The organism is Pseudomonas sp. ICMP 561, assembly GCF_002699985.1.
Classification (GTDB): domain Bacteria; phylum Pseudomonadota; class Gammaproteobacteria; order Pseudomonadales; family Pseudomonadaceae; genus Aquipseudomonas; species Aquipseudomonas quasicaspiana.
Genome location: NZ_LKBT01000018.1, coordinates 21,717 through 46,737 on the forward strand (window position 1 = coordinate 21,717; position 25,021 = coordinate 46,737).

13 protein-coding genes and 2 pseudogenes are annotated in these 25,021 nt (G+C 57.1%); 9 read left to right on the top strand and 6 right to left on the bottom strand.

Translation table 11 applies throughout. The features are described 5' to 3' along the window. The first annotated feature begins 19 nt into the window (after positions 1-19). Positions 20-1,438, top strand: a complete 1,419-nt coding sequence (locus AO242_RS15100) for an FAD-binding oxidoreductase (protein ID WP_099269353.1) — start codon at positions 20-22, stop codon at positions 1,436-1,438. A 41-nt stretch (positions 1,439-1,479) separates the two neighbouring features. Here AO242_RS15100 and nhaA (AO242_RS15105) read toward each other — a convergent pair whose 3' ends face one another. Beyond that, positions 1,480-2,829 carry a Na+/H+ antiporter NhaA gene (gene nhaA, locus AO242_RS15105; protein ID WP_099269354.1) on the bottom strand — a complete coding sequence of 450 codons (1,350 nt, stop codon included), beginning with the start codon at positions 2,827-2,829 and terminating at the stop codon, positions 1,480-1,482. Between the two features lie 493 nt (positions 2,830-3,322). After that, entirely contained in the window at positions 3,323-4,645 is a 1,323-nt protein-coding gene (locus AO242_RS15110; RefSeq protein ID WP_176560634.1) for a chloride channel protein, read from the bottom strand. Between the two features lie 236 nt (positions 4,646-4,881). Here AO242_RS15110 and AO242_RS15115 point away from each other — a divergent pair, with 236 nt between their 5' ends. The 3 genes from AO242_RS15115 (at position 4,882) to AO242_RS15125 (ending at position 8,727) form a co-directional block, all read left to right on the top strand. Then, positions 4,882-5,352, top strand: a complete 471-nt coding sequence (locus tag AO242_RS15115; RefSeq protein ID WP_099269355.1) for a DUF1850 domain-containing protein — start codon at positions 4,882-4,884, stop codon at positions 5,350-5,352. Positions 5,353-5,842: 490 nt separating this feature from the next. Beyond that, positions 5,843-7,513 carry a BCCT family transporter gene (locus AO242_RS15120; RefSeq protein ID WP_099269356.1) on the top strand — a complete coding sequence of 557 codons (1,671 nt, stop codon included), beginning with the start codon at positions 5,843-5,845 and terminating at the stop codon, positions 7,511-7,513. A gap of 101 nt (positions 7,514-7,614) precedes the next feature. Continuing rightward, on the top strand, positions 7,615-8,727 hold the full coding sequence (locus tag AO242_RS15125) for a mechanosensitive ion channel family protein (protein ID WP_099269357.1): 1,113 nt from the start codon (positions 7,615-7,617) through the stop codon (positions 8,725-8,727). Between the two features lie 121 nt (positions 8,728-8,848). On the opposite strand, the gene AO242_RS15130 is transcribed toward AO242_RS15125, so the two are convergent. Together AO242_RS15130 and AO242_RS15135 are read right to left on the bottom strand one after the other, a co-directional pair. Next, entirely contained in the window at positions 8,849-9,571 is a 723-nt protein-coding gene (locus AO242_RS15130; protein ID WP_257153443.1) for a 3'-5' exonuclease, read from the bottom strand. Then, a complete protein-coding gene (locus tag AO242_RS15135) occupies positions 9,568-11,448 on the bottom strand; it encodes a DUF294 nucleotidyltransferase-like domain-containing protein (RefSeq protein WP_099269358.1) in 1,881 nt (626 codons plus the stop codon). The genes AO242_RS15130 and AO242_RS15135 overlap by 4 nt, the downstream gene beginning before the upstream one ends. Before the next feature lie 291 nt (positions 11,449-11,739). Between AO242_RS15135 and nhaA (AO242_RS15140) the strand changes: the two are divergent. The 5 genes and pseudogenes from nhaA (AO242_RS15140) to AO242_RS15160 all read left to right on the top strand — a co-directional run. After that, positions 11,740-12,915: pseudogene (gene nhaA, locus AO242_RS15140) on the top strand (Na+/H+ antiporter NhaA); the annotation flags it as partial. 808 nt (positions 12,916-13,723) lie between these two features. Then, the gene (locus tag AO242_RS15145) at positions 13,724-15,556 is read left to right on the top strand and encodes an AAA family ATPase (RefSeq protein ID WP_099269360.1); all 1,833 of its coding nucleotides are present in this window, start codon (positions 13,724-13,726) and stop codon (positions 15,554-15,556) included. Between the two features lie 2 nt (positions 15,557-15,558). Further along, a complete protein-coding gene (locus tag AO242_RS15150) occupies positions 15,559-16,203 on the top strand; it encodes a 4Fe-4S single cluster domain-containing protein (protein WP_027898533.1) in 645 nt (214 codons plus the stop codon). A gap of 14 nt (positions 16,204-16,217) precedes the next feature. After that, positions 16,218-22,526 (top strand): AAA domain-containing protein, encoded by a 6,309-nt coding sequence (locus AO242_RS15155; protein ID WP_099269361.1) that lies wholly within the window; start codon positions 16,218-16,220, stop codon positions 22,524-22,526. Then, a complete protein-coding gene (locus tag AO242_RS15160; RefSeq protein WP_257153444.1) occupies positions 22,523-23,881 on the top strand; it encodes a hypothetical protein in 1,359 nt (452 codons plus the stop codon). The genes AO242_RS15155 and AO242_RS15160 overlap by 4 nt, the downstream gene beginning before the upstream one ends. 256 nt (positions 23,882-24,137) lie before the next feature. Here AO242_RS15160 and AO242_RS15165 read toward each other — a convergent pair. Continuing rightward, positions 24,138-24,302: pseudogene (locus AO242_RS15165) on the bottom strand (IS5/IS1182 family transposase); the annotation flags it as partial. Positions 24,303-24,356: 54 nt separating this feature from the next. Next, entirely contained in the window at positions 24,357-24,920 is a 564-nt protein-coding gene (locus tag AO242_RS15170) for a carboxymuconolactone decarboxylase family protein (protein WP_099269362.1), read from the bottom strand. Positions 24,921-25,021: the final 101 nt, after the last annotated feature.

The following is a 25,021-nucleotide window of genomic DNA, read 5'->3' on the forward strand; positions in this document are numbered from 1 at the left end:
CAATAAGAAGGAACGTGTCATGAGTCATGTGAGCGAAGCATTGATACAAGCACTTGAGCAGGTAGTCGGCTCACCGGGCCTGATCCAGGACCCAGAGCGCATGCAGAGCTATTTGAGTGACTGGCGCAACGCCTACTGTGGCAAGGCGGCGCTGGTGGTGCGTCCAGCCAGCACCGCTGAGGTCGCTGAGGTCGTACGTTTGTGTCGAGAAGCCGGCGTGGCGCTGGTACCCCAGGGGGGTAATACAGGATTGTGCGGAGGCTCGATTCCGGACAATTCGGGCACTCAGGTCGTGTTGTCACTGACGCGCATGACCGCGATTCGCGCCATCGACGCGGCCAATGAAACCATCACTGTAGAAGCCGGGGTAATCCTGCAACGCTTGCAGGAGGCTGCCACTGAAGTGGGCCGCCTGTTTCCGCTCTCGCTGGGCGCCGAAGGCAGTTGCACTGTTGGTGGCAACCTGGCGACCAACGCAGGCGGGACCGCCGTCTTACGCTATGGCAACATGCGTGACCTCACCCTGGGGCTTGAAGTGGTGCTCGCCGATGGGCGTGTGTGGGATGGTTTGCGCGGCCTGCGCAAGGACAACACAGGTTATGACCTCAAGCACCTGTTCATAGGTTCGGAGGGAACGCTGGGAATCATCACTGCTGCCGTGCTCAAACTGTTTCCCGCAGTGCGCAGTCTGACCACTGCATGGGTGGCGTTGCCAAGCCCACAGGCAGCGGTCGACCTGATCGGCCGCATGCGCACATTGTGTGGCGATCGCCTGACCGGATTTGAACTGATGTCGCGGCAAAGCGTGGAGTTCGTTCTGCAGCACGTGGCGGGTTGCAACGATCTGTTCAACGAAGTTCACCCCTGGTACGTATTGATAGAGCTCAGTGACACCCTGATTGACGCGAATCTGGGCCAAATGCTGGAAGACGGGCTGGGCGAAGCGTTAGAACAAGGTGAAACACTAGACGCCGTAGTTGCCAGCAACGAGGCCCAGGTCGCGGCACTGTGGGCATTACGCGAAGGCATATCGGAAGCCCAGAACCATGAAGGCCCTAGCCTGAAACACGATATCAGTGTGCCCGTCAGCAGCATTCCCGCATTCATTGAGGCAACTGACCGTAAGCTCAAAGAGGCTTTTCCGGGCGTGCGAATTGTCGCTTACGGGCACGTCGGGGACGGCAACCTGCATTACAACATCAGCAAACCTGTGGGCACAGAAGATGTACCTTTCAAAGCCCATGCCGACGCGATCATGCACGTCATTTACGATGCAACAGTCGCGTTTGCAGGCAGCATCAGCGCCGAGCATGGTCTCGGACAAGCCAAGCGGGACGCCGCTCAGCACTACAAGGCGCCGCTGGAACTGGAACTGATGCGAACCCTCAAGCAAGCCCTTGACCCGGACGGTTTAATGAACCCCGGCAAACTGCTGTAACACCGGGGCCCGGCCAAAAAGCTTGGGGGTGAGATGACGTTTCAAGCTCTTTTATGAAACGTTATCTTCCCCCAAATCAAACCTATGACTGCTGCAACCGAAGAGGCGGCCAGCACGCTGAGCTTGGCGGAGGACAGTAATGCAGCATCGGAAAACGCCAACGATGCAATAAAAATAGACATAGTGAAGCCAATCCCTGCCAGCAGACCAACTAGCCCTACTCCACTCCACGTCACACCATCAGGCAACTTGCAGATGTTCAGTTTGACCAGAGCAAAGCTGGCCAGCATAACGCCCAACGGTTTTCCAAGCACCAACGCCAGCATCACGCCCATAAACACCTTCTGGGAAAGCGCCTCATCCAGATTGGCGCCCGCAAAGCTCACCCCGGCGTTAGCCAGTGCGAACAGGGGCATGACGCCAAAAGCCACCCAAGGGTGCAACCCAACCTGGATTCGCTGAACGGGTGGCAGCACTTCGCGCTGCGCGTGGCGCAATTGCTTGAGTGGTTCTGCGACGGCCTGCGGATTATCTTTGGCCTGAGAAAAGCGGTCCATTAACTCATGGAAGGTCCGCCCGATTGTTTCCAGTGGACGCTCCGTTGCGGGCTTGGAGTTCACCGGGGTCATGAGCCCAAGGATCACTCCCGCCAGCGTTGGATGAACTCCAGTCTTCAGCAGGCCAAACCAGACGATGGCACCCGGCACAACATAGGCATATGCCTTGCCTATGCCCATTCGCTGTAAAACCAATACCAGCGCCAAACCGCCCAACGCGACTACCAGCCCTAGATAATCCAGGCTCTCGGTGTAAAAAATCGCGATGATCAAAATCGCGACGATGTCATCAATAATGGCCAGTGCCAACAGCAGAATCCGCACGCCACTTGGGATAGATTTCCCCAGCAAGGCGAGTACTCCGACGGCAAAAGCAATGTCAGTCGCGGTAGGCACAGCCCAGCCAGCACTCGCCTCGCTACCGTGATTAAGCAGCGTGTAGATGATCGCCGGCATCATGACACCGCCCAGCGCCGCCCCTAAAGGCAGTGTCGCGAGTTTCATATTCGCCAGTGCGCCGTCCTTGATCTCTTGGCGGATTTCAGCGCCAACCACCAAAAAGAAGATCGTCATCAGGCCATCGTTCACCAGAAAATGAAGTGAGCGGGAGACGCTGAAATCACCCACCCCCAAGGTGACCTGCGTGTGCCAGAAATGCTCATAGGATTCGGCGACCGGACTATTGGCCCAAATCAGCGCCGCCAAGGCCGCGAGCAAAAGTACGATCCCGCTGACCGCTTCAATATGAGAGAACCGCTCCAGCGCAGAAAACGCACGTTCGGTTAAAACCTGAGGACGGGGAATAGCTGCAGAGGCCGAGTTTTTTTCAGACACGATAACGCTCCGTTGGCGGCCCGACCAACGTTTGAATTTAACCTGCGCAGTGCCGTATGCAACAACGCACCCAGCGCGATCATAAGAAGCTGGTGGATGAGATGCAAATTGCCATGGCTCAACGGGCCCTGTGTGGCATGGCTTATCCGGCGAGCGCTTACCGCCTCTGCAACACCCATGAAAGTCGCGACACAGGTTACGTAAACCACAAATCCGCTTCGCAGATCGACTCAGGCTGTAAGCTGGTTTACCTACGCGTCCTTACAGTGGAAGACCTGTTCGATGAATTCTTCGCCCCCATCCCCAGAGATGGGTGCGCCGCTACTGAAAGTGGATGTGCGCCTGATGAAGACGCTTGTCAGCCTTTCACACACTCCGAAGCTTTCCGGAAGCCGTGCGTCAAGCATGCGGATCGTCTACTCAAACACACCAATAGCGCGCTTGCTCTGCAAGAGGTTAAAAACCAACTTCGGCCCAACCGTTGGTGGTTTAGCTACTGTCTGGCCTGGCGCGACGCTGATTCATCCGCAGAGGTCTGGATAAAGCCACGAGCCAACTGCTGATACAACTCAGGCCCCATTCTTGAACTCACTGCCTTTGCGATCAGGGCGACAGCCATAAGGCTGATCACCATAGAATGGCTGTCAATCATCTCCATGACGATGATCGCGGACGTGATAGGCGACTGGGTAACAGCAGCCAAAAAACCGACCATGCATAGGGCGATCATGGGCTGCGCAGCCAGGCCGAACAGATCAGCGACGTTTGCACCTACGGCGGCACCCACGGCCAGGGCCGGGGCAAATATGCCGCCGGGAATGCCCGAGAAATAAGTCACCACCGTGGCAAGAAAACGCGTGATTAGGGCGTGCCACGGCAGGCTGATTTCGGAGGCAATGACATGGGACGTGATGCCGTAGCCACTGCCAAAAGACATGCCACCGCTTAGCCAACCCAATATCGCCACAATCAAGCCACAGATACCAGCGAACCAGACAGGATGCCGGGCGCGCCACTCCCAGACTACAAATCGACGATGTCGCTGAGGCCACAGCAGCATTCGGCTGAACAACCCGCCTAACAGCCCGCAGCCGACACCGATCGCCATCACTGGCAAGACAATATCGACATTGATGCCCTCTATGTCGAAATGACCGAAATAGTTGTAATTACCTTGCAAGGCAATTGCGACCATCCCCGACAGGATTATGGTACTGAGCAGCACCCCGCTGGTGCGGGTTTCCAGCTTGCGCCCCAGCTCTTCCACAGCGAAGGCGATGCCGGCCAGCGGGGTGTTGAACGCGGCCGCAATACCTGCCGCACCGCCGGCCAGAATGAGGTCCTCAGCGCGAATGATCCGGGCGTTGGGCAAGAACCGATGAAAGAAATGCATGATCGAGGCCGCGACCTGCACGGAGGGGCCTTCGCGCCCAGCCGAAAAGCCTCCAGTCAACGCCAATGTGCCGAGCCCTATCTTGGCGAAGGCTATCCGCAGCGACACCAGACCGTCCACGCACTTGCCCTGATGAACCAAGCGTGTCGCCGCAATCACCTGCGGGATTCCACTGCCCTGAGCACCGACAAAGAAACGTGTAGTGAGCCACACCACCAGCATGCCGATCAGTGGGGTGTAAATGAAGGGTAGCCACGGCCGCTCTGCAGCCTGTTGGGCAAATTGCGCCAGTGCCATATCGGCTAAACGAGCAAACATAACTACCAGCAGGCCCGCCATGGTTGCGGCCGCCCAAAGCGTAATACGAGTGCGCCAGCGCATCGATGCGAAACGACGGCGTATCAGTATTATCGGTTTGATCACTCGATGGCTTCCAGTTGCGGTTCAGCACTATGTGTTAGCAAGACTACCCAATTAAACGTTCACGTCCAAATCCCCAGCGCCGATGTTTGCACGCCTATGCTACCGAGACCGGACAGCTTTACGGTTCTCGCTACACACCTGCGCAGACGTTGGTTAGCAACTCGCCAACCTATTTACTGGCATCAAATCCAGCGCAATGACGCTGCATAAAGCCATAACAAGACGGGGCACTCCCAATGAGAGCAACGCCGCGCTTCACCCTTCTGGCCGGTACGGCAACCCTGGCAGTCGCAACCACCGTGGCACAGGCTGCATCGGTTTTTATCAATGTACCCGCCAGTGCCACAAGCGTGGTTTATTATCCGATCGGGGTTGCCCTTTCACACATCTACGGTGAAGCAATACCGAGCGTGGAGAGTTGGCTTTTGCCCTCGGTGATTCGGTTGCCGACGCAGGGCCTGCTGTTGGGTGAGGCCCGGGTCCGTGGGGCTGGCGCGGGCATGGAGATCCCGCCAGACGCACAACTTCAAAACGGCAGCTGGCATTACCAACGTCAACTATCGCCCCTGCAGCCGCTCAAACTTGCTCGCACGCCGGAAGCTGGTGACTTCCAGCTGTGTTTCGATGGCACCTGCCACTTGATGAGCGAATGGGTAGGACTACCCAGCAGCAGTGACGCGTCAATAGAGCTCTGGAGCTGTACGTAGGACCAAAGCCGCGTCTGCGACTCACCTGACAAAAAAACGGTTGGATAAAAAGCGTGCATTAATCTGCATTAAGAAAAATTTAGTTTAAAGGACGGGCTGACCGGCCCAAAATCCTGTCGCCTTTAGAAGGCATGCCATGATTGCATATTGCCTGAGTAGCCTTTTAGCACTGCGCACGCCGCATGATTTCTTATTCAATCATCAGCTCGAATGTTCAGCGTTCTGACGGACATAAACGATCGCTTACCAGACCTGTGACCGCAGCCTGGTTTACCTCATAAAGTTGTTCTCAAGGGTGGCATGGCTTCGCTCCAGAGATTGCAACTGACACTGATCCCCCGATTGCTCGGGCGGACAACCCACACCCTCGGCATCTGACAGCCGATTGATTGTTCGATCCGACCGGGGAACCAAATATCTCGTTCTACCCTCGGAACAGCGGGCATCAATACAAATGCACGCAATGCGTGCCCTAACCAAGGAGGCTCTCATGGGTCAAAATCCAAAGGATGATCTACCCGTCAATCCTCAGCCCGTCAGTGAGGACGGCATCCCTGCTCCCAGCGGAGCCGCTAATCTCATTGATACCGACTACGTCATCGGCCAGGACAACATAAAGGGTGACTTCTCCTTTTCGCTCGATATCCATGGCAAAGTTTTCATCATTTCAGCAGCCGCAATATTGCTGTTCGTCATTCTGACATTAGCGCTACAGAATGAGGTCGAACCCCTTTTCAGCTCCATCCGCAACTGGCTGACCGGGCACCTTGCCTGGTTTTTCATGAGCGTGGCGAACGTGTTTGTTGTGCTGTGTCTGGCGTTGATTGTTTCCCCGTTGGGCAAGGTTCGCCTGGGCGGAAGAGACGCCAAGCCAGACCATACTTACATTGGTTGGTTTTCAATGCTCTTTGCCGCCGGCATGGGTATCGGACTGATGTTTTATGGCGTTGCCGAACCTATGTCGCATTACGCGGCGTCAATGGGTGGTGTCACTCTCGATGCGAATGGAGTTCGTACCGACTGGGCTCCGCTGGCAGGTGCTGCAGGCGATATGAAAGGGTCCGCCGACCTGGCGATGGCCTCAACGATCTTCCACTGGGGACTGCACCCTTGGGCGATCTACGCGATTGTCGCCCTGTCCCTCGCTCTTTTTTCTTACAACAAGGGCTTGCCGCTCTCAATACGCTCGATCTTCTATCCATTGCTGGGCGAGCGTGTCTGGGGATGGCCAGGGCATATCATCGATATCCTCGCGGTTTTCGCCACGCTATTCGGATTGGCGACCTCACTGGGGATCGGCGCGGAACAGGCCGCTGCGGGGATTGAGTACCTGTTCGGTATCAAGTCCACGAACCTGAGCAAGGTAGTGCTGATCATTGGCATCACAATGGTCGCACTATGGTCAGTGTTGTCAGGTCTGGATAAAGGCGTGAAGCTGCTGTCCCAGATCAACATGGGTTTGGCGCTGTTGCTGCTGCTGTTCATTATTGTAGTGGGCCCGACCCTGGCAATTTTCAGCGGGTTCTTCAAGAATCTGGTGACCTACGCAGAGTACCTTCCGGCACTATCCAACCCTTTCGGAAGAACTGACACCGAGTTCACCCAAGGCTGGACTGCCTTCTATTGGGCCTGGTGGATCAGTTGGTCGCCCTTTGTCGGGATGTTTATCGCCCGTGTCAGTCGTGGTCGAACAGTTCGAGAGTTCCTGGTCTCAGTGTTGTTGGTACCTACACTCGTTTCAGTATTGTGGATGACGACGTTCGGCGGAACGGCGATTGACCAAGCTACGGTCCAAGGATTTGTCGGTGTCAAGGATGCCGTCCTGGAGCTCAAATTGTTCGCAATGCTTGGGCATTTACCGCTCAAGGACATCACCTCGTTTCTGGGGATTATCCTGGTCATTGTCTTCTTCATTACGTCGTCTGACTCCGGGTCCCTGGTGATCGACACCATCACAGCTGGTGGCAAAGTCGACGCACCTGTTCCACAGCGCGTTTTCTGGGCAGTCATCGAAGGCGTGATCGCCATCGCTTTGTTGCTCGGTGGTGGTCTGGTGGCACTGCAGGCGATGGCAGTTTCAACCGGTCTGCCCTTCGCGATCGTGCTGATGCTGGGGTGCATTTCACTGATCAAAGGCCTGATGTCTGAGCCTCGATCGTGATACCTGACAGGGTGAGTTGACAAAATCTGAAATTAATTCGTCTGCGAGACGCGTAACTCTGCAAAGGAGTTGCGCTTTCGCGGGACACTATTGAGGGTCGCATGCTCCAGGAAACTATCGATTTTTTCATAAACTACCAAATCTTGGGCATTGCATTAGCCAATTGGGCCTTAGCGATTTTGGTGTCAACCATAAGCTTCATGTGCGCCAGGACTGTGATTGGATTTTTCCTCAAAAAACTTCACTCGAAATCATCGCAACCCACCGCTCATATCAGCCATATCACGGTTGAAGTATTGTCAGGGACCAGCAATACACTTCTACTGCTCGCATCCTTATTGATAGGTATCGGCGTACTGGATTTGCCTGAGCGCTGGTTGGGCAGAGTGAGCAGCCTCTGGTTTGTAGTGGCGGCGCTGCAAGTTGGCTTATGGGTGAACCGGGCTATTGCACTCGCACTCTCCCGGTACTTCAGACGTCACGGCACCCATCAGACGTTCGAAGGCAGTGCGCTGGCAACGCTGAGTCTGTGGGGGGCAAAAGTATTTCTATGGGTCATCGTCGTGATGTCCATGCTTTCAAACGTTGGCGTAAACATCACTGCCTTCGTCGCAAGCCTTGGAGTGGGCGGCATTGCAATCGCACTGGCGGTGCAGAATATATTGGCGGATGTTTTTGCGTCACTGTCTATTGCTGTAGATAAGCCTTTCGAGATTGGCGACTTTATTGTTGTCGGTTCGCTGTCCGGTACCGTGGAGCACGTAGGCCTGAAGACGACGCGCATACGCAGTCTGGGCGGCGAGCAGATTGTGATGGCCAATGCAGAGATGATTGGCAGTACGATACAAAACTACAAGCGACTCCAAGAACGTCGAATTGTATTTGAGGTCGCACTCACCTATGCCTGCTCCCCCGAACAAGCCAGAGCAGTGCCTAAATTGATTGAAAATATCGTCGGCCATCAGGACAAGGCCAAATTTGATCGCTCACACTTACGAACCTTTGGTGAAAGCGCCCTTGAGTTCGAGACGGTCTACATCGTACTCGACCCAAGTTACAACGTTTACATGGATGTCCAGCAGGAAATCAACCTTGGGATACTGGAGGCCTTCAACGAACTGGGTGTCACTTTTGCCCACCCTTCGCGCACGATTCATGTGGCTTCAGTCCCCAGTGAAAGCACGCTCGCTGTCCGTACCGACCACGCTGCTTAACTAACGCCGTTACTGCTGCAGTTGCCGCGCACTGTTTTCTTTTTGCTAACTGGACGGCCATAACGATATGGGAGACTACGGATCTGCATGGCAAAAAGGCTTGATCAAGCGTAGCAGTAGATCAATCCCACAGCGTCCCGATGGGAGTAGATGGGGAGTAATGGTTAGCTATCTGCGCCTGCAGCAACTCGGCAGTAGCAAGGGCATCGGTTAGTGCGTGATGCGCATGGTAGTTTGGCAGGTTATAGCGCACGCGGCTGTCAGCAAGCCTGATCGAGGGCTGAGGACGACGAAGAAGCCTGTCGAGCCATCCCGGTTTCTGTCTATGCATTCGTGCTTCCAGTTGCATGGTGTCAATGACCGGAAACTGCAGCCCTTCGCCGAGGTAACGGCGAAACGCCTGATCAAGAAAGCCTCGCTCAATATTACGGTAATGCACAACCATCACCTTCCCTGCCATCGTACCCAACAGGGCGTCCACAACCTCAGTCAGCGGGGGAGCCTGCAAAATATCGGTATGGGTTATGTGGTGGAAGGTGATTGATTGGTCACTCAGCTCTGAGGGAGGCTTAATCACCCGATAAAATGCCTGACCACAACGTACACGTTGCAAGCTGAACGGCATCAGCCCGATGCTGACAATGCTATGGGTCTGCGCATTGAGGCCGGTGGTCTCCACATCCATCGCCAGCAGTTGCACTTGTTCTATGGGTGTCTTTGCGTCAACGGCGCCAGCTTCATAGAAGCTTCGCACGCAAGGATTAATCGTGTTCTTAGCCAATGTTTGAAACCTGTCGGCCCAATCCACAGTTTCAGGTTTACTGACGGAGCGGCTATCCATCATTGCGACTGACGCCCTTTGCCCGGATAGCGAAACCGCAGAAAATTCTGCGCATTGCTCAACACCTGAAACGCCTCTTTAAGGTTGTGCCTTTCACTGGTCGAAAAGCGCTCCGGCTCGATGTAGTTATCCGGCGTCGCACCCTGCTCCAGAGCGTCTGCTTGATGCCGGATGCGGACCATGGACAAAAACTCCAATGCGTAACGCAGATGCTCCACTGCATCGGGCTGTAAACGCTGGGTCGTGCTGATTGCATCAAGGCGATCAAACGAGTTCTGTGCCGTACTGCCGCATGCCAGAGCGTGGATGCGTATGAGGTCGGTAAGGGGCGCTGTTCCCCTGCCCTTCAAATTGATAATTCTCTTCTGCTGGCCGTCTGTTTCCACTACAAAAGTACGGAAGAATCCCAACGGCGGAGTACGGTTCAGCGCGATCCGGGCCATTGCGTTAAGAAATCCGGGATGGGTGCTGGATTTTTCCGCACACAACTGCTTGAGCTCGTGAACGAGATCAAGCTGGCCATAAACTCCATCGAGATCGAAAAAAATACTGCTGTTAAGCAGCGTCGCAGCATTTGGTTTTTCGATCCATTGCTCAAAGTAGGCCCGCCAGACCCGTAACGGCTGCCGCCACTGATCATTGGTGGCCATCACCCCACCCTTGCAGTAGCTATAACCGCACGCTGCGAGGCCATCACTGACGAATGTGGCCAGACTGTGAAAATAACCGTCATGCAGAACGGGGTCGAACCGATCATCCAGCACCAGAGCGTTGTCCTGGTCGGTCACCAGCAACTGTTCATCTCGAGCCATCGAGCCCAGCACCATGAAGCAGTAAGGTACTGGCGGCGGGCCCAGTTCTTTCTCCGCCAATTCAATCAGGCGCTGGGTAAAGGCCCGGCCAATACCTGAAATGGCGCTGCCAATCATGTGCGCCGTCGCGCCGTCCCGCACCATCCGAATGTAGGTGGCGCGAAGATCGCGGAGCAACGAGCGCAGTCCCGCAACAGACGTCTGATTGGATATGCGGTTGACCAGGTACAAGCTACTCTGGGACTCGTAACGGATGATATCCGACAGATTAATCAGCCCTAAGGTACGGCCCTTGTGCACGACTGGCAGGTGATGAATATTACGCCTCAGCATGACCAGCATCGCCTCGAACACCGAGTCATCTGCCTGTATTGCTACGGGATCGCTGGACATGACTTCACTGATGGATGTAGATACCCCGCTTCGCCCCAAGGCAACCACACGGGTACGCAGATCACGATCAGTGACGATACCGACCATCTTTGCTGCTTCGCCTTCACCCGCAGCCATAACCACCACACAAGAAACACTTTGTTCGGTCATGACTTTAGCGGCGTCATGCACCGAGGTATCGGATGCGACCCAAACCAGAGCACGAGAAATCAAAGCGCGACTTTTGAGCTGGATCAACTCGCTTGCACGGCCTTGAGCATCGACGGCGGACTTAAGTCTGGAATGGCCTTCAGCCTCAACGAAATCGGCAAAGGCATCGTGTTGCGCGCATAACTGGGCGAACACCTCTGAGGGAATAAAGTAAATCAGGCTGTCTTCCAGGGCCCGGGCAGGAAAGCGAACTTTGTTGCTGCGCAGCAAACCTGCCTGGCCAAAGATGTCTCCTTCAACAAGTCGGTTATAGAGCTCGCCATTTCTGCGATAAACCTCCACTGCCCCGCTGCGCACGTAGTGCAGGTCCTCAATGACCGCTCCCGCCTCAAGGATATCGCTGCCGGCCTTGAAATAGCTGACTTCAACGCGCTGGGCGATAGCATCCAGCGATGCCTGGGGCAAGGTATCGAAAGGTGCGAAGCGTTGAAGATGGTCGCGAATCTCCAGTAACTCGATTTGCATGGAACCTCAAAGTTGATGAGCAAGGTGGGCTCTGCGAAGTACCCAGGCAGTATTAGTGCTCCAGTCATGCGCCACCAAATCACATGTCAGGGAGATGTTCAACCAACCCATGCCCGTGTGAAGAAGCCCGCATGGGGAACCGACGTAATTGCTGTATTTCCTGGTAGCCAGCAACGGGTCGTCTTGTCATGGGCATTTGTGTAACATGCCCCGCTGGGTGTCACCGCAAATACGCGGCATGGCAGGTTTAACTTAGCGCAGGTCGGGCCGCCGCGCGGGGTTATCGCGCCTATGAACCTGGATCCCTCGCGTCTTGAAAAAGACCATAGTCATCGTGCAACACTAGCTGCGCTGGCTTTTCTCACCCGTTTTTTCGCTGCCGAATCCGCTGGCGGCCTGATTTTGATGGCGGCTGCGTTTGCCGCGCTCGTCGTCGCGAACTCCTCATGGTCTGAAGCTTACTTTTCAACCCTGCATATCAAACTCATTGGTCTCTCGATCGAACATTGGGTCAACGATGGATTGATGGCTATTTTCTTCATGCTGGTTGGCCTCGAAATCAAGCGTGAAATGCTCGTGGGTCAGTTATCCAGCTGGAGCCAGCGCGCACTTCCAGGCTTTGCCGCACTGGGAGGTATGCTCTTACCGGCATTGATCTACATTGCAATCAACTGGGGAAATCCTGAAACCCTGGGTGGTTGGGCAATTCCTGCGGCAACGGACATCGCCTTTGCGTTGGGCGTTTTGTCCCTGCTGGGCAAGCGCGTTCCTGTCTCTTTGAAAATTTTCCTGTCTGCTCTGGCGATTCTTGATGACCTTGGGGCAGTCGTTATCATCGCACTGTTCTACACCAGCGGTTTATCCATCAGCATGCTTATGGCTTCGCTGGTCGTGATTGTTTTTCTGCTCGTGCTCAATCGTTGCGGCGTGAAGAGGCTTTGGCCTTACCTGATTGCGGGCGGTTTACTGTGGTTTTTCATGCTCCAGTCCGGCATTCACGCGACGTTGGCGGGAGTCATTCTCGCGCTCTGCATTCCGCTGGGTGATTCGAACAACGAGCGCAAGTCTCCACTTCTCTATCTGGAGGAAAAGCTGCATCCGTGGGTTGCTTTCGCCGTCGTGCCCGTCTTTGGTTTTGCCAATGCCGGAGTGTCTCTTGCAGGCATGTCACCCGGTAATCTGATTGATCCAGTGCCGCTGGGTGTAGCTTTGGGGCTTTTGCTGGGCAAGCAAGTGGGCGTGTTCGGTTTCTCCGCGCTGGCCATTCGTTCAGGTCTGGCAAAATTGCCGGAAGAATGTGGTTGGTTCCATCTATACGGCATAGCACTGCTATGCGGCATTGGCTTCACGATGAGCCTTTTCATCGGGGCACTGGCCTTTGCCGGAAATCCACTCCTGGTAGATGAGGTAAAGGTCGGTGTGTTACTCGGCTCAGTGCTTTCCGCTGCTCTAGGGGTTGCAGTTCTTCTCAGCGCCAGGCCGCTCCTGTTGGAGCCTGATATCAACCGGTCAGGCAGCCACGGACCCGATCAGCTCGATAAAGTAAGCGGCATATAGTGACCAATTGAGGTCTTCCAGATACAGGATCAAGTCTTCTGGCTACCCTGAAAGCGGCGGGGTTACTGCCCCGTCGCCAGTACCTTGGTCACACTTCACATTTCAAGCGCGTCAGCCAGTTCGATGCCGGGCTACCTGCGGAGCTTCGCAGGCTGGTGTGGCTGAGAATGAGCTGACCAGCTCTGGTGCTCTTTGTCTGCAAAGTGTCGTGCTCATCCAGTACACGACGGCGCACTGAATACCAGCCACGACTACCGAGGCCCGTTTCAGAAATCTCTATTCGCGATCACGCGTACATCCAGTGTGAATGGGGGGCAAAAATGGGGGCATAATTCGTTTTTTTAGGAGGCAATTACCGCCCTAGAGCCAAGTCAAAATGTTTTTTGGGGATCCTGAGAGTCTTTAGAAGTCTCAGGACAGGCTATTTATCTGATTATTTCTGACTTTTTCATAGACCATGGAGCTCCATTCACTTCCTTTGGATCGCTACAGTGGGGGGCACACCCGAGGGCATGCTTTGGATGGTTTGAAACGGATGCCCCCAGCCTAAAGCTCGACAATCCCCTTCACGAAATATCACTCGTGGCTGTTTCCAGCCGATGAAACGAACGCCCCCTCAGAAACGCTCTATCAACAAAACTTTTCGTAGCAGCGCACTGGCAAATAGGCGCATTGAGCAATACCCTGCCCGTACCGACCCAACGTAACGAGCTGAAACATGTCAGGGATTGCCATATTTGAAAGCCCACGTTGGCTACGAGATCTTCTGCGCTTCTTACCGCTGAAGAGCCAATTCGTCCTGTCAGGCAACATCCGCGACCTGCAGGCCAGTGAAGTGGCGCCCGGTACGGTGACTGCGCAGAGCTTCAACCAAACTCTCTGTAATGCCCTGCTTGATGCCGGCTACACCCAGGTTATCGCCTGGGATCCGGTGTCCGGTTTCCGGACAATCGACAAATCCGGCTCCACCCCTGAAGTCGGCCAGACGTTGCTTCAGGAGCTTGGCCTGACTCCGGTAAATGGCGCAGCACCCGCTGGTATCGATCTGCTGGGCACCACCCTGCCACGTTTGGTGGGTCGTGCTGGCGAACCTATCGCGCTGATCATCGATTTCGCCTCACGTCTAGTGGTTCGCAACGATTCGCTCAGCGCTGCTGAACACCAGCTCTTCACCCAGGCCTTGGTGCAATCCCATCAGGCTCGCAGTCGTCCGGCCACAGAGCTGCGCAAACCGTTCTTCAACACCCTGCTATGGCTGGTGGAAAAAGAAGGCGATTTGCCTGACTGGTTGCTGGTCGACAACCCGCGCCTGCGCCACATTCCCGTGTCCAAACCCGATCAATTGTCCCGCCGTGCATTGGCACCGGCCTTGCTCAAAGGGCTCAATGGCAGCCAGGGCGCAAGCGAAGTGGTCATGCGTCAGGCTGTGGACGCCTTAGTTCAGAACACCGAGGGATTGCTACTGCTCGATCTCAGTGCCATTGCGCAACTGGCGCGGGTCGAGGGTGTAGCCATGGAGCAGATTGCCGATGCGGTGCGCCGCTATAAAATTGGTGTCACCGAGGATCCGTGGCTGAAGATCGACCGTCAGCGTATCCGGCATGCGGATGCGCTCGTCCACCAGCGAGTCAAAGGCCAGGAGCATGCGGTGACGCACATGCTCGACATCGTCAAGCGTGCCATGACAGGCGTCGGCGCCAGTCGCAAGGGCAACCGTCCACGGGGCGTAGCCTTTCTCGCGGGGCCGACCGGCGTAGGCAAGACCGAACTCGCCAAATCGATTACAAGCCTGCTGTTCGGCGACGAAAGTGCATATATCCGCTTCGACATGTCGGAATTCAGCGCCGAACATGCCGATCAACGCCTTATCGGCGCACCGCCCGGCTACATTGGCTATGACGTCGGCGGTGAGCTGACCAATGCTATCCGCGAGAAGCCGTTCAGCGTGGTGTTATTCGATGAAATCGAAAAAGCTCACCCTCGGATTCTCGACAAGTTCCTGCAGATCCTCGACGACGGAGTGCTGACTTCAGGCCGCGGTGATCGGGTGTACTTTTCGGAGGCACTGATCGTGTTCACTTCCAACCTGGGGATCTATCGCCAGGGTGACAATGGCGAACGCGTTGCCAACGTTCTGCCGGGCGAAGCCTTCGAGCAAGTCCAAGACAAGGTGCACAGCGAAATCGACCGATATTTCAAGCTGGTGCTCAACCGGCCGGAAATCCTCAATCGAATCGGCGAGAACATCATCGTCTTCGACTTCATTCGCGAAGGCGTTGCAGTGCAAATCTTCGAACAGATGGTCAACGCCACCTTCGACGACCTGCAGGGACAGAACCTGTTTATCGAATTGGCCCCCCAGGCACGCCAGACACTACACAACCTCTGTCTGCAGGACCTGTCAAACGGTGGCCGGGGCATACGCAACCAGTTAGAGGCACGCCTGCTCAATCCCCTGTCGCGGGCACTGTTCGATCAGGACGCGCAATCGGGGGAGCACTTCACGATCACCGAGTTGGGCATCACCGGACTGAAGATGGAACGTCGCTGAACATGGACCTTAGCCTGTCGCGCATGCATTTTCCGGTCACTACCCTAGGCCCAGGGCGGCGTATTGGTATCTGGTTCCAGGGCTGTAGCATCCGCTGTCCAGGCTGCATCTCTGCCGATACCTGGGGGCCTGGACATCGACGCTTGTCGCTGGAGCAACTGCTTGAACAGATAACCCCCTGGCTGCACGAGGCCGAAGGAATCACCATTTCCGGAGGGGAACCGTTCGACCAGTTCGACGCCTTGCGATCACTACTCGAAGGCCTTCGTCGGCTCAGCGAGCTCGACATTCTGGTCTACAGTGGCTTCACCCTGGAGCAACTCGATGAGTCGTTGCTCCAGACCAAGGGTTTGATAGATGCCTTGATCAGCGACCCCTATATCGAAGCACTCAGTCAGACCATGGCTTTGCGCGGCAGTGACAATCAACGCCTGAGCCTGCTCACACCACTGGGCCGGGCACGCCTGGGTCATTACGAACGCCTGCTCGAACCCACCGACAAGGCGCTCGACCTGATGTTTGACGAAAGTGGCAGCGTCTGGATGGCCGGCATACCACGACGTGACGACCTATTGCGCTTACGCGATCTTCTGCATGAGCAAGGCCATCATTTACAGATCAGCGCACACGCGTCGCGACGCCGCTGAGTGGAGTACACCCCATGATACGTTTCTGCCCCAACTGCAAAACCGAACGCGCCCTCGAGGAAATGTTCTGCGAAGGGCTCATTCAGGAACGCACCTGCGGCTGGGACCTCGCTGGCGAACCCATTCATGCCGCCGGCTGGCGGCCGCAAGCCGTCGTCACTGAGGAGCCCCTCCCGCAGGTCAACCCTACTCAGGGGAATGCCCCTGACCTGCTCTGCAAAAATGGGCACCCGATGGTCGATGGCGACCTGATGTGCCTTGAGTGTGGCAGCTCACCTGCGCAAGCAACGTCCTACGACGCCCAGCCAGACAGCTGCGAACCAGAGGCCCCCACCCAAACCCTGATCGATGGCTGGCGCCTGATCCGTCAGATCAGCATCACCGACGGTGTGCGAGAACGATACCTCGCCGAGCACGAGGAAACCGCACGACAGGCGGTCCTGACCTTGTATCGAGCCGGCGCCGAACCGGACCCGGCGATCTATGATGTGATCCGTCGACTACCACGCGAACACGTACCCGAAATCATTGCCACCGGCCGCTGGGATGACCGTGCCTATGAGGTCATTGAAGAACTCACCGGCGGAACGCTGGCAGAACTTGGCAGCGTAATTCGCGACAGCGCCAGCGTGCACCACGTGGTCAACGAATTGGGCCTCGCGCTGCATGCTTTCAACGAGGCCGGCCTGCGCCATCGTGACCTGCGCCCAGCCAGCCTGCTGGTACGTTCCCGCGAACCGCTGGACCTGGTCATCAGCGGCTTCGGCTCGGCACGCCTGTCCGAGTTCGACCTGGACATCGTGTCGCCACTGGAAACCAGCCGCTACATGGCGCCCGAAGCCATCGCAGGCGGCGTTGCGGCTGCCTCGGACTGGTGGAGTCTGGGCATGATCCTGCTCGAGCAACTGACCCAGGGCGCCTGCTTTGACGGCATAAATGCCAATGCATTTCTTATTCACGTGCTGGCCAACGGAGTACCGATCCCCGACGAACTCGACCCGCGCCTGAACCTGCTGCTGCGAGGTCTGCTGGCACGCGACCGTCATCAGCGCTGGCAATGGCAGCAGGTCAAAGGCTGGCTCAACGGTATTGCGGTCGAGGCTCCGGCCTCTTCCGTCCAGCAAACGGACGATGGTGAAGGCGCCACCCTACTGCTGGGCGATCGCCGCTTCCACAAGGCAGGCGTATTCGCCCTGGCGGCAGCACAGGCGGATAATTGGCAACAGGCTCTGGACCATTTGCTTCGCGGTGTGATCGTGACGTGGGCCGAGCAGGTCGGTCTCGCCTCTTCCCTGGTCGCCGGTTTGCGTCAGGTCGTTCAGCACGAAGGGATTGAGGACGACTTCCGTCTCATGCTGGCGCTGAGAATCCTCAATCCAGAAATCCCGTTGATTCATCGTGGCGACATCGTCACACCAGGATGGCTACTGGAGCACCCACTGGAAGGCTACCGCCTGATCAGCGGATCGGTCCCTGACCTGCTTGAGCAATTGCAGACCGACAACTGGTTGTCGCGTCTCAAATCCCGCGCCGAAAACGTACGTCAGCGTGCCCTGCACCAACACATCGAGTTGGTCGAAGAGCAACTGCGGATATTCCTGCTATCGACCTCGCGAGCCAAGCTGTCCACGCAATGGCAAGAGCGCCAACGCCTGTTTCCAGACACCGACCATCCGGGACTGAGCTCTCTGTCGGAGCGCCGGGTGATCGCCGAAGAAGACCTGATCGTGCTGCTCAGCGCGGCGATCAGTCAGTTTCGTTCCGGGGCCTCAATCGTAGAGGCCGCCGCCGAGCTGGCCAGGGCTGCCGATGTCGGGTGGTTCGACTCCGAAGCGGCGACCCAACTGCTGTTGCATTCGCGACTTGAGCTGTACCGAAGTGTCGATGAGCGCATCCAAGGCTTTGCCCGTTGTGGCGTGCCGGTAGTGGACGAGTGGGCCGAGCAGTTCCGCCTGGAGCGACGTATGCCATTGGCCCAGGCACTGGTTTTGCTGGCCATCCCGCCCAGTCATTGGCTGGAACCACAGAAACAACAGTACGTCTCTCAGATCCTCGACTTCTTCGAGAAGAAGGTGGTGACCGCAGTGATGCGCGGGCCACTGGTGCGTATGAGCATCGGCAAGACCACCGCACGGGTCGACATCCGTGAGCTGAACAGCGAGCGCAGTCCGGCCGCGGCTTTGCTCGATCACCTGCTGCAACGTAATGCCCGGGCAGTGAACCTAGACCCAGAGAGTTTTCAGCTCAACGGCCAGCTGGAATCGCGCATGCATGCCCTGTACCGGCAAAGCGCGCTGTACAAACGCGACACCGGCATCGACGGCCTGTACCTGGGCTTCCCTTTCCTGCTCAATCGCGACCCTCGCGGCACCACGCGTACGCGGATTATCCCGCTGCTGCTGTGGCCGGTGAAGCTGCTGCTGGAGCTGGGCTCTCGTGGTCACGCCGCCTTGGCGTTCGACAGTGAGCGTGAGGAAGTGCGGCTCAACCCCGCGCTGGAAAGCGTGCTCGGCGCCGAAACATGCAAACGCTGGCGCAAGATCGCCGATGAGCTGCTGGGCCGCTCGTCAATTCGTGCGGCGGATGTGATGGACGCCTTCGGCATGCTCGCCACCATTCGCTCACGCGCCCTTGGCAACCTGCCCGCCAGCACCGTGGAGATCGCGCCCTACCAAGACGAGCTGGACTGCGCGGCGGTGCTGTTTCACGTGACCTTCATGGGGCAAGCCATCGGAGAAGACCTGCGCCAACTGAAAACCCTGTCCCCCGCCGGTACCGGTCTGGAAACGGCGTTGCGCCTCAAGACTGCCGACGAAACCGGGCACGAGGCACCGCCAGGCGAGCTGCAACGCTACTTCACCGTGGCCAGCGATCCCTCCCAGGAAGCGGCCGTGATCCAGGCCCGACAAAGCCCGGGACTGCTGGTCGAGGGACCGCCCGGAACTGGCAAGAGCCAGACCATCGTCAATATGGTCGCCGACGCCATCGGCCGCCAGCGCAGCTTGCTTATCGTCTGCCAGAAGCATGCGGCGCTTGAAGTGGTGTACAAACGCCTGGTCGCCGAAGGCCTTGGCCAACGCATCGTCATGCTCAATGACGTCAACCGCGACCGAGAGCCAGTCATCCGCGGTATTCGAGAACAACTGGAAAGCCTGTTCACGAACGGCAGCCAGGCTCAGGGCTGGCAGCGCCAGCGCGAACAGGTCGCGGCTCGCATCGAGGCCCTGGAGGGTGAGCTTGACCGCTTCCACCAAAGCCTGCATCGCCTGGATGAAAATACCGGCCTCAGTTATCGCAGGCTGCTCGGCGAGCTGATTGAATTGGAATCAGGCCCTGCCCCGCTCGAGTTTCCGGCCCTGCGCCAACGCTTGGCCTCCCTGGACCTCGCTAGCCTGACCCGCTTGGAAGAAAGCTGCGCCCCTCTGATTCGCCTGTGGTTGCCCGCACGCTACGAAGGCAGTCCATTGGCCCAGTTACAGTCGTTCGCGGCCGACCGGGCCACTTTGCAGACCTTCACCGACAATCTGCACAGTTTCACTCAGGCCGAAAACAACCGTCAGGCCACGTTGCAAGCACACCCCGCCAGCTTCGAGATCGATGACCCCACGCCGTACCGCAACTGGATGACGACCCATGTCACGACCCTGCTAGGCCTGAAGCAAGAGCAACGTCTGCGTCTTGCGCGCTGGCTGCCGCTATTCCGTAGTCGCGAAGAGGGCCAGCGCCCACGGGGCGAGTCGATTCTCGGTGAACTGCAGCAATTGGATCAGCAACTCGGCCAACTGGATCAGGATCACTACGTCCCCGCCTTGTCACCGGCACTCTGCCTGCTCGAAAACAAGGCCCTCAGGCATCTGGATCAAGACTGTACCAAGGTTATGGCTGCCCGATCCTGGTTGGCGAACATCAATCCGCTGCATCTACTACGTCGCAAGCGACTGCGCAACTTCCTACAGGGCCAGGGGGAAAGCCGTGTTATTGAAGCACTACCAACCCTACAGGCAGCCATCCGCCTTGAAAGCCAGTGGCGGCCATTGCGCACCGAGCTGAGTACCCTGCACCAGGCGTTGGAACTGGAAGCTGTGAGTAAGCAGGCTTGCCTGGAATTGATCAGCTTCGTGAAGAGCGACATCCGCCACCTGCTGGAAATCCAGGCACTGGCGCTGGCCTTAGCGCAATCGCCTCGCGCCCGACAGGCCGACGAGGCGGCCCTCGCTGGTGACAAACAGCACCTCGAGGCGCTGCTCAGTGATCTTGATGCTTCGCTCATGCGCCATGGCGTACGCCAATCCAGCCTCGAACAACTCAAGACTCTCAGCGACTGGCTGGGGGATGAGTTGGTGAGACAACTGCAGCACGCCGTCGAACACAACCTGAGCAATCAGCTGAGCCTTGATCGTCTGCGTGAGGCACTGCCCTTCCTGGCCGCCTATCAGTCATTCCGCGGGCGCGCCGGTCAGTTGACGACAGCCGACCTAGAATTGCTCGCACTGCTGCGCCAACGCCAGGAGCAGTTGGACAGCATTGCACCCGAGCAACTTGAAGCCGAAGTGCGGCGCCTGCTCAACCGCGAAGCCCGCCTGGGCTGGAAACACCGCGTAGAGCAAACCAATCCCGAACTGCTGCTCAGCCAGGACGAAGCCCGCGCCAAAGTCGTCAGCCTCGCGCAAGCCGACGCACAGATGCGGCTGCTCAATCGTGAGCTGCTGGCCAAAGACATCAACCTCGATAACCTGGGCAATCGCAAACAATGGGAGGATGTTACCCGCCTGACTGGCAAACGCTCGCGGCGCCTGCGTGAATTCATCGAACTGGGTAGTAACCTCGGTTTGATGAGCCTGCGTCCGGTGTGGCTGATGAACCCGGACGTCGCCAGTCGTGTACTGCCGCTCAAGGCAGGCCTGTTCGATACTGTCATCTATGACGAAGCCTCGCAGATGCCGGTTGAGTTCGCCCTGCCGACCCTGTTCCGCGGTCAGGTCACTGTTGTCAGCGGCGATGAAAAGCAAATGCCGCCGACGGCATTCTTTTCCAGTCGCATCGAAAGCGACGAAGCCGAAGTGTTTGACGGCGACGAACCTGATGAAGACGCGGATGAGGAACAGCGCGAAGCGTTCGAAGACACTTGGAACCGTCGTGAGATCAAAGATTGCCCCGACCTGCTGCAGCTGGCGCGCAACGCCCTGCCCAGCACCACATTGCAGATCCACTACCGTTCGGCCTACCGTGAACTGATCGGCTTTTCCAACGCCTCGTTCTATGGCAATCGCCTGAACGTTCCGGTCCGTCACCCGCAGGCGAATATCCAGCGCATTAAGCCGCTGGAGCTGATCCAGGTCGGCGGGCTGTATCAGAACCAGAGTAACGCCCAGGAAGCCGAACGGGTCGTCGAGTACCTGAGCGAATTGTGGCAGAAGCCCTACGACCAGCGCCCTTCAGTGGGTGTCGTCACCTTCAACCGCAAGCAGGCTGACCTCATCGAGGAGCACTTGGAGCAGCGTGCAGAGCAGGATGAACTGTTCCGTGCCGCCTACGCCCAGGAGCGCGAGCGCAGCGAAGACGGCGAGGACATGTCGGTGTTCGTCAAGAACGTGGAGAACGTGCAGGGCGATGAACGCGACATCATCGTCTTCTCCTCCACCTTCGGGCGCAACAGCCAAGGCACGTTCCGCCGTAGCTTCGGCGTACTGGGGCAGACAGGGGGCGAACGACGCCTGAACGTGGCGGTGACCCGCGCGCGGCGCAAGGTGGTGATGATCACGTCGATGCCAATCGCCGATATTTCGGACATGCTAAACACGCACCGCGCGCCCAACAGCCCGAGAGACTATCTGCAAGGCTATCTGGAATATGCTCGCGCGCTTTCCTCGGGCGAATTCAGCAGCAGCACCAAGTTGCTGGAGCGCCTGCAGACCGACCGCAGCAGCCAGCGTCGTGAGCAAGGTCAGCAAAGTGATGGTTTTGTCAGGCTGGTCGGTGAATTCATTCATTCCCTGGGATGGCAGGCGGCTCCCGCCAGTGAAGGCGACGCTTTCGGGCTCGATTTCGCCATCGAGAATCCTGGCACGGGCCTGTATGCCATCGGCATCGAGTGCGATGCGCCTTGCCACAATCTTCTGGAACGTGCCCGCGCCCGGGAAATTTGGCGCCCATCCGTGCTGCACCGCGCCATCCCGCACATCCATCGTGTGTCGTCGCAAGACTGGTATCACAGCGGCGACAGGGAACGTTCACGGCTGCGTGAAGCAATCGAACAAGCCATGCAAGTCGAGCAGCCGCTGCAACCCGGCCCTACTTCAGTTGATACGGAAATCTGCCAATGAGTGGTCCCAAGGTCGTTCGCATTGTTACCCGCGAAGAAATCATCGCCATTTGTGAAGGCCACCTGCAACGCCTGGAGCGCGCCGTGAATCGCTGGCAAACACAGGCCACGAGGCTTGGTGAGCTCAGTGAACAGGAGCGCTCCGCCTCCCTGGAGCGACACGCTCGCCTTCGCGCTCTGCTGGCAGAAGACCAATTGACGGAACTGCAGAAGGCCGTACCAGTTGAAATCGAGCACCTGCGCCTTGATCTGGAGAACCGCGAAGAACGCGCGATCATTCGTACCGCCGAGCGACGCCAACGCGACCGACGCGTCCAGGAAAACGCAAAAACCCTGCTTGATGCTTTGCAAACTAACCCCGAAAGCGTCGATCAAGCCTTGCTGGAGACCCTCTCACAATTGGCCAGCGGCGCCAGTCGTGAAGATGCCGAACGTCTGCTGGCCGAGGGTTTCGCCCACTTGAGCAAGGCAAACGAGGAGCCAACTCTGAGCGATACCCAACGCGCCCTGGCGCAGCAACTCAAGGTCGACGAACCCGAGGTTTCCCTGCGCGAATGGATTGCGGCCCGGGAACCGGATGCAACGCGCGACGCACGGCTGCTACGCATTGACCGCCACATCGTGGAGCTGCAACTGTTGCAAGGTGCTGAATGTGCCGCGCCGTTCCTCTTGGCACTGGAAAGAGCTGAAACGGAAACCGATGCCAAGCGGCGCAACCTGCTGTTTGACAGCCTAGTACTCGACCTCGCCGCGTCCACCCGAAACTTCCGACGCCAACGCGAGTGTCTCGAACAACTGCAGGATCTGGCCAGCGAAGTCAAAACCTACACAGGCATCGAACACGCGACCCTGCTCGATCATATTGGCGCTTTTACAACCGACACCGAGCTTTCGATAACCATCGGATTGATCGAGCAGTGTAAAGCGCTTATCGCTTCCCACTTACAGGACCAGGCCGCCCTCGCCCGCCGCGAAGCCGTGCTCGGCGGCTTGGCTAGCCTCGGCTACGAAGTACGCGAAGGCATGGCGACTGCCTGGGCGCAAAATGGCAAGGTCGTGCTGCGCAAAACCGCTACTCCCGGCTACGGAGTGGAAGTGGGTGGCAGAGCCGACAATGGCCGTCTGCAGGTTCGCGCCATAGCCCTCAGCAGCGATCGCGACAAGGCGCGGGATCGCGACATTGAGACCATCTGGTGCGGCGAATTCCAGCGACTGCAGGACTTATTGAAAGACAAAGGCAGCGAGTTACTCATTGAGCGTGCGCTTTCGGTAGGCGAAGTCCCACTTAAAGAAACGAATATTTCCGAGCCGGGCGTAGAAACAATTACTGCTCAGCAAAAGACACTTCATAAATGAACCGCTAACTACAGGCGCCTTGACCTCAATCGAACTCCAGCCCTTGAGGGTGTCCTTCCTGGAAACTGAACGTCCAAGACAGGGTGAGTCTTTGGCCGATTCTGCTGAAAAAGCCCGAATTTAAGGCTGTAAGAAGGCGACGTTGGCCCTCGTTTCAGAACCTGGTCACCACGTTGCGTGGCTTTCCGGTTCTGCATTGACCGTTGCAGCTTGGTTAATAGGTTAATTTGAGGGTTTTTGCTGATTCCGGGCGTACCTATCCCGTGGTCAGCGGCCCTTGTGAGGTCAGTTTCGCCAGTGGTCTTAAATTCTGTACCGCAGCGGCCAAGGTAAATTCATCGTTTGCACCGCTCATTCCTCGTAGCCTTAATCGATCCAGTTTCAGGATTCGTTTGAGATGAGCGAACAGGACACTACATTTTCATGGCTAGATGCTCTGCCCCCAAGAACTCAGAGCATCAGCTCAACAACAGACTCATCGCTCAACAAACGGCAGCGGTGCATCAGTATCACGACCCACCGCGAACACATTCAAAGTCATCGCCACCAACGAGTAATACCCGAACACCCCGACAAGCTCTACAAGGCCAGGCTCTCCGAACACCTGAATTGCGTTCGCATACAAATCCTCGTTAATCCGACGCGTCTCGTACAGTGACTTGCACAGGCTGTAGACCAACTCTTCGTCCTCGCGCGCAAATTGCGGGACTACTTGTAGTCGCAGTGCTTCAATAACAGAGTCTGTGACTCCCGCCGCACGTGCGATCGGCTCATGAATTTGCCACTCGGCCTGCGACTGCCACCACGCTGCGGTGAACAGTATCGCCAACTCCGTGAGGCGCAACTCGAGTCGCGTGCCATATCGACAGAACGCTCCCAGTTGCTGGGCATGACTGGCCAGTTCGGGACTGTGGATCCAGGCCAGAAAAGGTCCATCCAGGTTGCCCCTCGGGCCCGCAAGAATGTCCTTGAGTACCGAACGCTGGGCTTCATCCATGGATGCTTCAGTCAGTTCGCTCAGCCGCGATTGAATGACCATTACGGTATATCCTCAGAGACTTTTCAACATAAGGTGCAGCGCACGCTTGAGTTTGTCAGCAATCTCATCATGGCGGCCTGCTTTAATTTAGCATGTAGCTT

What these genes read in the sequence shown, in the direction of transcription:
- AO242_RS15100 (WP_099269353.1), top strand. Translation starts at nt 20, where the DNA reads ATGAGTCATGTGAGCGAAGCATTGATACAAGCACTTGAGCAGGTAGTC.
- AO242_RS15115 (WP_099269355.1), top strand. Translation starts at nt 4,882, where the DNA reads ATGAGAGCAACGCCGCGCTTCACCCTTCTGGCCGGTACGGCAACCCTG.
- AO242_RS15120 (WP_099269356.1), top strand. Translation starts at nt 5,843, where the DNA reads ATGGGTCAAAATCCAAAGGATGATCTACCCGTCAATCCTCAGCCCGTC.
- AO242_RS15125 (WP_099269357.1), top strand. Translation starts at nt 7,615, where the DNA reads ATGCTCCAGGAAACTATCGATTTTTTCATAAACTACCAAATCTTGGGC.
- AO242_RS15130 (WP_257153443.1), bottom strand. Translation starts at nt 9,571, where the DNA reads ATGATGGATAGCCGCTCCGTCAGTAAACCTGAAACTGTGGATTGGGCC.
- AO242_RS15135 (WP_099269358.1), bottom strand. Translation starts at nt 11,448, where the DNA reads ATGCAAATCGAGTTACTGGAGATTCGCGACCATCTTCAACGCTTCGCA.
- AO242_RS15145 (WP_099269360.1), top strand. Translation starts at nt 13,724, where the DNA reads ATGTCAGGGATTGCCATATTTGAAAGCCCACGTTGGCTACGAGATCTT.
- AO242_RS15150 (WP_027898533.1), top strand. Translation starts at nt 15,559, where the DNA reads ATGGACCTTAGCCTGTCGCGCATGCATTTTCCGGTCACTACCCTAGGC.
- AO242_RS15155 (WP_099269361.1), top strand. Translation starts at nt 16,218, where the DNA reads ATGATACGTTTCTGCCCCAACTGCAAAACCGAACGCGCCCTCGAGGAA.
- AO242_RS15160 (WP_257153444.1), top strand. Translation starts at nt 22,523, where the DNA reads ATGAGTGGTCCCAAGGTCGTTCGCATTGTTACCCGCGAAGAAATCATC.
- AO242_RS15170 (WP_099269362.1), bottom strand. Translation starts at nt 24,920, where the DNA reads ATGGTCATTCAATCGCGGCTGAGCGAACTGACTGAAGCATCCATGGAT.